This window comes from Protofrankia sp. CiT1, from assembly GCF_917627335.1.
GTDB lineage: Bacteria > Actinomycetota > Actinomycetes > Frankiales > Frankiaceae > Protofrankia.
The window spans coordinates 1-8,861 of record NZ_CAKJTP010000020.1; the positions used below are offsets into that span (position 1 = coordinate 1).

Below are 8,861 nucleotides of genomic sequence, written 5' to 3' on the forward strand. Positions count from 1 at the left end.
ACTTAGAGCGACCGGCAACAGGGGACGCGGCGTCGCGGGGGTACAGCGTGTCTGCTGGATCTTCGATCGCTTCGCCCCCCGCCCGAACACTTCACGTCCGCGCGGGTCCCTGCTCGCCATGCCCAGAAAGCGTCCTGCCGCGTGGGCGGAGTGCCCCAGCGCCCGCACCAAGCGGAAAAAGCCGACCCGCGCCATACAACCGCCGGGCCGGGCCGTCAGCGTCGGGGCGCGCCGGGATCCCTGGGTCGATAGCCGCCTGCCAGGCCGATGAGCGTGAGGACGGCCACCGCGACAACGATGATCGAGATACCTTCGCCATAACGCTGGCCCTGGAGCAGGCCGACGGCGACAGGAAAGCACAACAGTTGTACAACAACAACGGGTGAACGCGCCCACCACCGCCCGGCCAGCAGCGCCCGCCCCAGCAGGCAGAGCCCGGCGCCGGCGGCGATGGCGAACAGACCACCGATCTCGGCCCGGCCGCGGTCGCCGGTGCCCGCACCGAAACCCCGCACGATCAGGAACATCCCGAGACCGACAAGCGCGAGCCCCTCGACGCTGAGCAACACCACCGCGGCCGGCAAGGCGTGCGCGGCATCCCGCGGACGAGCGCGGTACCGGTCGATCCTGGAAGGCACCCACCGACAGTACGTGGTCGCGTAGACGGCGGTGGCGGGCACATCCACCGGTGCTGCCCGATGTCCGCCGGTGGCGATGATTACGTCGTGACCGCCTGGCAAAGTCCAAGCAGCTACCGTGGACATCATGCGCGCGCTGCTGGTCGTGAATCCCATCGCAACGGCGACGACGCGACGCATCCGGGATGTGCTGGTCAGTGCGCTGGCCGCCGATCTCAACGTGGACGTCGTCATGACGAAGGGCCGGGGCCACGCCGCCGAGCTCGCTGAGCGCGCCGCTGACAACGGCCTCGGCCTGGTTGTCGCGCTCGGCGGTGACGGGACGGTCAACGAGATCGTCAACGGGCTGCTCCGCTCGGGGCCTGCCCCCGACGCCCCGGCCCTCGCGGTGGTGCCCGGTGGCAGCACCAACGTCTTCGCCCGCGCCCTGGGCTATCCGGCCGCCCCGGTGGAAGCGACGGGAGAGCTGCTGGAGGCCCTCCGAGAGGGCCGCAGCCGCCGGATCGGGCTCGGGCACGCGGCCTTCACCCGTTCCCCAGGTGCCAGCCAGTCCCGCTGGTTCGCCTTCTGCGCCGGCTTCGGCCTGGACGCGGCAGTGGTCGAGCAGGTCGAGCGCAAACGGGTACACGGCCGCCGCAACACCCCCGGGCTGTACTTCCGCTCCGCGCTCGGCCGGTTCGTCCGCAACACCGGGCGCCGCTGGCCCCTGATCACCGTCAGCACAGGCGAGCCAGCTACATCCGACAAAACGAATAAAACGGGCACACATGCCCCGATAGAGGCCCAGCGCACTGCCCCGCCGGGCGATCCGGGCGATCCGGCATCGGTGCCGGATCAGGTGTTGATGGCCGTGGTGTGCAACACCGCGCCCTGGACGTACCTCAATGCGCGGCCGGTGCGTGCCTGCCCGGCCGCCTCCTTCGACAGCGGGCTGGACCTTGTCGGCCTGCGCCGGCTGACGGTGACCACGACGACCCGTAGCGTCCTGCAGATGCTGCACAGCTCCCGGGGACCTCAAGGCCGTCACGTCCTCGCGCTGCACGACGAGCCGCGGATCACGCTGACGGCCGCGAGGGCGATCCCGTTTCAGCTGGACGGCGAGTACATCGGGCCGCAGACGGAACTGACGGTCAGCTCCGTGCCCAAGGCCCTGCGCGTCATCGTCTAAGAGCGCCCGGCAACAGGGGACGCGGCGTCGCGGGGCTGGGGCTCCCCTCCCCCGTCAGGGTCCGAGCTTGCGGACAACCTCGGCCGGGTCATCGCAGATCACCGCGTCCACACCGGCGTCACGCAGCTGCTCGGCGTCGGCCACCGAGGCGACTGTCCAGGTGACCAGGCCCACGCCCGCAGCCCTGGCCCGTTCCGGCATCGTCGCGGAACCAAGCACGGACGACACGTGAGCGTGCAGCTCCTGGTGCCCCGCCGATCGCACATAGGCGATGCCGCCGGTCACCGACATCCGCGGCATGGCCAGGAAGGCCGTGCTCACGGCGATCCCGGCGTCGCGTACCGCCTCGATCGCGAACCAGTCGAACGAGGAGACCGTGACAGCCGACGAAGCCGCCGAAGCGGTGCTGGCGGCCCGGCCGAACCCACGAGCCCGCAGCAGGTCGATCAGGACCCGGGCGGTCTGTTCCCGCGGCGCGTCGAAGTCCGGCTGGCCCGGCTGGTTCTTGACCTCGAGAATGATACGGCCGCGGCCGTCCCATGCGTCAAGGATGTCGGTCAGCGTCGGCACCCCGAGGTCACTGAGTTCGCGGGTGGTCCGGCGGACGACGGCCCGACCGGTCAGCCGGCCCGGTATCCGGGCGTCATGCACGCACACCAGATCGCCGTCGGCGCTGCGCCGTACATCCACTTCGATACCATCGGCACCGGCGCGCAACGCGGCGTTCACTGCCTCGACCGTGTTCTCCGGGCCGGGCGTCCGGCTACCGCGATGACCAAGAACCTGCATGAACCAACGATGCCATCATAGCGGTGACCATGATGGGCAGGGACCTCTCAGGGGGATCCGCATAAGCGGAAAACCCTCTGGACGACGGCAGCCAAGGCCAATCCGGCATGTTTTCCAGATCCCCAGCGGATGTGTTCACTGGGCTAGCAGTGTTGGAGAGCCCATCTGTCAACGCCGTTCGACCCACCGCAAAGCGTGGTCCACCTGTGTCTCGCCGGGACAGGCGCAGGCTAGAAGGGCTGGGAAGCCACTTCCAGGTTCTTGCGCCCACGGCAGTTGCGGTGGGAGGGTGGCGAATGTCCGAGGTGGATGGACCACGTACACCTCGGGCTCACGCGCGAGGGTGCAGGCGGTCGAAAGATCGATGCTCCGCACGGATCCGGCATCCAAATGATTGTCGGGAAGTGCGGCACAACCGTAGCGGCTCGCAAAGCGTCTCACGTGCAGTGTGGCCCGAGACGAGAGAGGGAGTTGTACGCATGGACTGGCGCCACAGAGCGCTCTGCCGTGACGAGGATCCCGAGCTCTTCTTCCCGATCGGTACTACCGGTCCGGCTGAACGCCAGGTCGAAGAAGCGAAGGCCGTCTGCAGGCGGTGTGCTGTAACAAGTGATTGCTTGAGCTGGGCACTTGACACCGGGCAAGATTCCGGGGTTTGGGGCGGTTTGAGCGAGGATGAGCGCCGTGCACTCAAACGCACAGCGCGCACCCGAGTTCGCACCGCCTGATTACCTAGAACCACCGATCCGGCACGAGCCGCACGACGACTTCCCGGTTGGCCCGGATGTGATGGACCGGCCATGGGAGTGTTGCCGCGCGCTTTGATGCCATTCCCATCCGTATTCGTGCGGTCTGCGAACGGAATCATCAACACCCGCTGTACCGGGGGCGAGACAGCAGGGCATGGGGGGCCAGAACGGGGTGGGACGGCGCCAGGCACGGTGGTGCTGTACCCACCTCGACGGTCCGCATAACATCGATCTTCAAAAGAATTTTTCATACCCGCAACGGGATGGACAACAGGGCCTCCGTACCACGATCCGGTCCCGCCTGGAGCCGAATCGCTCCCTGCATCTCACCAAGCACGAGCTGGCGGACGATCTGGAGGCCCAGCCTGGGCGAGTGCTCCAGCTGGAAATCGTCGGGCAGCCCCGCGCCGTCATCGGCGACCACCACATCCAGTCGATCAGCATCACGATGGACACGGAGTTCAATCATGCCAGCCGATCCTTCAAACGCATGTTCGACAGCATTCTGCAGAAGCTCGGAGAGCACCAGCGCCAGCGGCGTGGCGAGTTCGCCGGGCAATCGCCCGAACGATCCCTTGCGGGTCGTGTTGGCGCGGGTCCCGGTCGAAGCGAGATCAACGGTGACCGACGTGATCTGATCAGCGATCTCATCAAAAGGCACGGATTCGCCGAGACTCTGCGAAAGCGTCTCGTGAACCACGGCTATCGATGTCACCCGGCGCACGGACTCCCGCAACGCCAGCCGGGCCTCGTCCACCTTGGTCCGGCGCATCTGCAGCCGCAGCAGAGCCGCGACGGTCTGCAAGTTGTTCTTCACCCGATGATGGATCTCCCGGATGGTCGCGTCCTTGCTGAGCAGCTGCGCCTCCCGCCGGCGAAGATCGGAGACGTCACGGACCAGGACGAGCACCTCCCGGGTGGCACCGGGGAACAGCGGGATCGCGCGCAACAGCACCACCGTGCTGGCAACCGCGAGTTCCACCTCGACCGGCCGGCGGCGGCCGATCGCGTGCCAGACAGCGGGCGTGGTCGCCGGCAGATTCAGCGTCCGGTGCACCGAGCGAAGATCCTCACCGGTGACATTGCCGGTATAGCCAAGGCGACGATAGGCCGACAGCGCGTTGGGGCTGGCGAAGATGACCTTTCCTGAGCCGTCCAGTCGAAGCATCCCGTCCCCGACCCGGGGCGCTTCGGGCAGCTCGGCCGCGCTTCCCCGGAACGGGAAGGCCCCCTGCGCGATCATCAGTGCCAAGTTGTTCGCGCACTGCAGGTAGGCCGATTCCAGCGCGCTGGGCGTCCGGGTAGTGGCCAGATTCGTGTCCCGCGCCAGCACCGCGATCACCCGATCGGAGTGCAGGACCGGGATCGCCTCGGTCCGGACCGGTACCCCGCCGTCCCACTCCGGCTCGCCCTCACGGGCGATCCGGCGTTCCCGCCACGAGTTCTGCACCACCCATCTGTTGATCATGACGCTGCCGACCTCATCGTTGTGATAGGCCGTCGGTCCGGTGGTTGGCCGCACCTGCGCCACCACCAGAAACTCAGCCCCTGGACCGGATCCGCCGCGGGCCGCCGCGGCCCTGCTCGGAACCAGCAGCAACAGGTCCGCGAAGGACAAGTCGGCCAGCAGCGCCCAGTCAGCCACCAGAGCGTGCAGATGGTCGATGTCGTCCGCACCAAGATCGGTACTCTCGCGCAGAAGGTCCGCCAGCGTTCCCACAGAAGGCAGACTGCCAGACGTGGTGCCATCGCCGGAACGTGCGTCGTCTGTCGGTACCACGTTCGAACACCCGATCCCTCGTCAGCTCGCACCAGTCGGCCATAGGCTTCCGCTGTGCATCCCCCCGCAGGTCACACGGCCCACGACCCGCTCGCATGGTTGGTCAGCCATGCCCGCAGCCGGGAGGAGGCCGGGCTGCGGCGCGCTGTGCGCCCGCGCCTGCCCGGCGGGTGGGCCGCCGGTGACCCGCCCGGTCAGCTGGACCTGGCCGGCAACGACTACCTGGGGCTGTCACGTCATCCCGAGGTGGTCGAAGGCGGGGTGCGGGCACTACGGACCTGGGGTGCCGGCGCTACCGGGAGCCGGCTGGTGACCGGAACGACAGCCCTGCACAGCGACCTTGAGGACGCTCTCGCCAGCCACACCGGCTTCGCCTCCGCATTGGTCTTCGCCTCCGGATACGCGGCCAACCTGGGCGTCCTCACCGCGCTGACAGGTCCTGACGACCTGATCGTCTCAGACGAACGCAATCACGCGTCGCTGGTCGACGCCTGCCGCCTCTCCCGCGCGCGGGTGCTGATCGTCCCGCATACCGATGTCGAGGCGATCGACACGGCGCTGGCTGGGCAGTCATGGCGCAACGCTGTCGTCGTCACCGACTCGGTGTTCTCCGCCGACGGCGACCTCGCGCCACTGCCAGCGCTGCACAGCGTCACCCGGGCCCGCGGCGCGCTGCTGCTCGTCGACGACGCGCACGGCCTCGGTGTGGTTGGCCCGGGTGGCCGGGGAGCGCTCGCGGACGCCGGGCTTGCCGGCGAGCCGGACGTGGTGGCCACCGTCACGCTGTCCAAGGCACTGGGTAGCCAGGGCGGCGCGGTGCTCGGCCCGCCCGCGGTGCGCGCGCATCTGATCGACACTGCCCGTACGTTCATCTTCGACACCGGGCTCGCCCCAGCCTGCGCTGGTTCCGCGCTGGCAGCGCTCGAGCTGCTGACCGCCACGCCCGCCCTCGCCACCGCGGTACGGCGGCGAGCCGGCCAGCTCGCCGCGCTCACGGGTGCCCCCCACCCCGCCGGGGCCGTGGTATCGGTTGTGCTGGGCGAGCCCGGACGCGCGGTGGAGGCGACAGCGATCTGCCGGGCGCATGGTGTGATGGTCGGCTGCTTCCGTCCCCCGACCGTGCCGCCGGGGACGAGCCGGCTGCGGATCGCGGCCCGCGCTGACCTCACCGACGCTGACATGGCCCGCGCCGCCACCGCCTTCGCCGCCGCGCTGTGCCCACCGGCACTGGCTGCGCCCTGAGAGCGACCGGGCAGCAGGGGAGGAGGCTGCGGCGGCGTGGGGCTGGGGACGCGCCTCGCGTCGTTGCCCTCGGCCGACGCCCAGCGCATCCGGTGCTTCCCCGCGCAGCCTCGCGATCCATCCACCCGGACGCCGTTGCCTGATCGAACGCCCTACCGCCGGAGCCTCTCATGACAGTGATCATGGTAACCGGGACCGGGACCGGTGTCGGCAAGACCGTTGTCACCGCCGCCGTAGCCACGCTGGCCCGTGACCGGGACGCGGACGTCGCCGTGGTGAAGGTCGCCCAAACCGGTCTCGGACCTGGTGAGCCCGGCGACCTCGAGCACGTACGGCAGCTGTCCGGCATCGATGATCTACACGAGTACGCCCGTTTCCCGGCTGCGTTGTCGCCGGCCGCGGCGGCCCGGCTCGCGCGGCGCCCGCCGGTGGCACTCACCGACGTCGCCCGGCGAGTGGCCGGCCTCGCCCGGGGCCGCCGGCTTGTCCTGGTGGAGGGCGCGGGCGGGCTGCTGGTTCGCTATAACGATGACGGCGCCACCCTGGCCGATCTCGCCCGCGCGCTGGCAGCGCCGGTACTGCTGGTCAGCGAGGCAGGCCTCGGCACGCTCAACGCCACGGCCCTGACGCTGGAGGCGCTGGCCCACCGTGGGCTGGAGTTGGCCGGTCTGGTCATCGGTTCCTGGCCGCCCGATCCGAACCTCGCCTGCCGGTCGAACATCAGCGACCTGGAGATGCTGGCTGCCCGCCCGCTCGCCGGAGCGCTCCCGGCCGGGGCCGGCGCGGCGGATGCGGTGTCCTTCCAGGACACCGCCCGAGCATGTCTCGCACCGGCGCTCGGCGGTACGTTCGACGCTCATGAATTTCGAAAAAGGCACAGCCCGTGACAAACATACCAATAGCAGGTGTCGAATGATTGTTCACGGACCGACGGATCGGGCTCGGCTGAGAACTATCGCCGGCGGGCGAGCGTGAGCCTCGGCCGGTGTGCGAGCGTCCACCGTGGGGAAACGAGTCCAGCCGAGCGTGGGCCCGTCCCCGCACCGCCTCATCTCCGTACCTTCAGACGAGTCGAGGTCCGCGTCGGACCACAGGGAGACCACCGTGCCGCCATCGTCAGCGACCGTCCCGCCCACGGCTGAACCGCCCACGGCTGAACCGCCCGCCGCCCAGCCGGCGGGCAGTGACGCCGGCACCGACGACGACATCCTCCAGACAGCTCGCAGGCAGGTGCTGGAGGACGGCAACGGCCTGTCGGCCGAGCAGACACTCGCCGTGCTGCGGCTCGGTGACGACCGGATCAGCGAAGCGCTCGCGCTCGCGCATGAGGTGCGGATGCGCTGGTGCGGCCCGGACGTCGAGGTCGAGGGAATCGTCAGTCTCAAGACCGGCGGCTGCCCCGAGGACTGCCACTTCTGCTCCCAGTCCGGGCAGTTCGACTCACCGGTCCGCGCGGTCTGGCTGGACATCCCGTCGCTGGTCCAGGCCGCACAGGCAACCAAGGACACCGGAGCCAGCGAGTTCTGCATCGTCGCGGCTGTACGGGGCCCGGACGAACGGCTGATGAGCCAGGTCCGCGCGGGCATCGCCGCGATCCACGCCGCCGTGGACATCAACATCGCCTGTTCGCTCGGGATGCTCACCCAAGAACACGTTGACGCCCTCGTTGACATGGGCGTGCACCGTTACAACCACAACCTGGAGACGGCGCGTTCGCACTTCCCCCAGGTCGTGACCACGCACAGCTGGCAGGAACGGTGGGACACCTGCGAGATGGTGCGCGCGGCCGGCATGGAGCTGTGCTGCGGAGCGATCATCGGTGTCGGCGAGACGCTGGAACAACGGGCGGAGCTCGCCGGGCAGCTGGCCGCCCTGGAGCCCGACGAGGTGCCGCTGAACTTCCTCAACCCGCGGCCTGGCACGCCCTTCGCGGATCTGCCGGTTCTCGACGCCACCGACGCCCTGCGGACGATCGCCGCGTTCCGGCTCGCGCTGCCGCGCACCATCCTGCGTTATGCCGGCGGCCGTGAAATCACCCTCGGCGACCTGGCTGTTGACGGCATGCTCGGCGGCATCAACGCCGTCATCGTCGGCAACTACCTGACGACGTTGGGACGCCCGGCCGAAGCGGACCTCGCGATGCTCGCCGACCTCAAAATGCCGATCAAGTCGATGCAGGCCACCTTCTGACCGGAGCGGCACCGGCCCGGCCAGAAGGTGGCCTCCTCCGGGCGCGCGACCACGGTCCTTCCGCGCGCCCGGAGACCCCAACACGCCCTACGCTCACCAGCATGACCATCAGCGGGACCGAGACGACCTTCTGTGACCGGTGCGGACGCCCGCGCACCGATGGCGCGCACGACACCTGTGGGCGGGCCCGGCTGCTGGAACCGCCGCGCTTCTGCACGACCTGCCGCCGACGGCTGATCGTGCAGGTAACACCCACCGAGTGGACGGCGCGCTGCAGCGAGCACGGCGTAACTACCAGCTAAGAG

The 8,861-nt window shown here is 69.3% G+C and carries 8 protein-coding genes; 5 read left to right on the plus strand and 3 right to left on the minus strand.

Features of this window, described 5'->3' with window-relative positions; translation table 11 throughout:
* Positions 1 to 215: 215 nt before the first annotated feature.
* Positions 216 to 686, minus strand: a complete 471-nt coding sequence (locus MJ785_RS05690; RefSeq protein ID WP_239377268.1) for a hypothetical protein — start codon at positions 684 to 686, stop codon at positions 216 to 218.
* Between the two features lie 79 nt (positions 687 to 765).
* On the opposite strand from MJ785_RS05690, the gene MJ785_RS05695 reads away from it, so the two are divergent.
* Positions 766 to 1,806 carry a diacylglycerol kinase family protein gene (locus tag MJ785_RS05695; protein WP_239380151.1) on the plus strand — a complete coding sequence of 347 codons (1,041 nt, stop codon included), beginning with the start codon at positions 766 to 768 and terminating at the stop codon, positions 1,804 to 1,806.
* Positions 1,807 to 1,860: 54 nt separating this feature from the next.
* On the opposite strand, the gene MJ785_RS05700 is transcribed toward MJ785_RS05695, so the two are convergent.
* Positions 1,861 to 2,595, minus strand: a complete 735-nt coding sequence (locus MJ785_RS05700; protein ID WP_239310114.1) for a glycerophosphodiester phosphodiesterase — start codon at positions 2,593 to 2,595, stop codon at positions 1,861 to 1,863.
* Positions 2,596 to 3,074: 479 nt separating this feature from the next.
* On the opposite strand from MJ785_RS05700, the gene MJ785_RS05705 reads away from it, so the two are divergent.
* Positions 3,075 to 3,323, plus strand: a complete 249-nt coding sequence (locus MJ785_RS05705; protein WP_239310115.1) for a WhiB family transcriptional regulator — start codon at positions 3,075 to 3,077, stop codon at positions 3,321 to 3,323.
* 268 nt (positions 3,324 to 3,591) lie between these two features.
* Here the strand turns inward: MJ785_RS05705 and MJ785_RS05710 are convergent, their stop codons facing one another.
* Positions 3,592 to 5,064 (minus strand): sensor histidine kinase, encoded by a 1,473-nt coding sequence (locus tag MJ785_RS05710; RefSeq protein WP_239310116.1) that lies wholly within the window; start codon positions 5,062 to 5,064, stop codon positions 3,592 to 3,594.
* Between the two features lie 114 nt (positions 5,065 to 5,178).
* On the opposite strand from MJ785_RS05710, the gene MJ785_RS05715 reads away from it, so the two are divergent.
* From MJ785_RS05715 to bioB, 3 genes are all read left to right on the plus strand, one after another.
* The gene (locus tag MJ785_RS05715; protein WP_239310117.1) at positions 5,179 to 6,366 is read left to right on the plus strand and encodes an 8-amino-7-oxononanoate synthase; all 1,188 of its coding nucleotides are present in this window, start codon (positions 5,179 to 5,181) and stop codon (positions 6,364 to 6,366) included.
* 170 nt (positions 6,367 to 6,536) lie between these two features.
* Positions 6,537 to 7,253, plus strand: coding sequence for a dethiobiotin synthase (gene bioD / locus MJ785_RS05720; RefSeq protein WP_239310118.1), 717 nt, complete (start codon positions 6,537 to 6,539; stop codon positions 7,251 to 7,253).
* Positions 7,254 to 7,470: 217 nt separating this feature from the next.
* Positions 7,471 to 8,556, plus strand: a complete 1,086-nt coding sequence (gene bioB, locus MJ785_RS05725; protein ID WP_370652767.1) for a biotin synthase BioB — start codon at positions 7,471 to 7,473, stop codon at positions 8,554 to 8,556.
* Positions 8,557 to 8,861: the final 305 nt, after the last annotated feature.

Excerpts from the sequence above, each read along its gene's own strand:
- MJ785_RS05700 (WP_239310114.1), bottom strand. The coding sequence starts at position 2,595 with ATGCAGGTTCTTGGTCATCGCGGTAGCCGGACGCCCGGCCCGGAGAAC.
- MJ785_RS05695 (WP_239380151.1), top strand. The coding sequence starts at position 766 with ATGCGCGCGCTGCTGGTCGTGAATCCCATCGCAACGGCGACGACGCGA.
- MJ785_RS05705 (WP_239310115.1), top strand. The coding sequence starts at position 3,075 with ATGGACTGGCGCCACAGAGCGCTCTGCCGTGACGAGGATCCCGAGCTC.
- bioD (WP_239310118.1), top strand. The coding sequence starts at position 6,537 with ATGACAGTGATCATGGTAACCGGGACCGGGACCGGTGTCGGCAAGACC.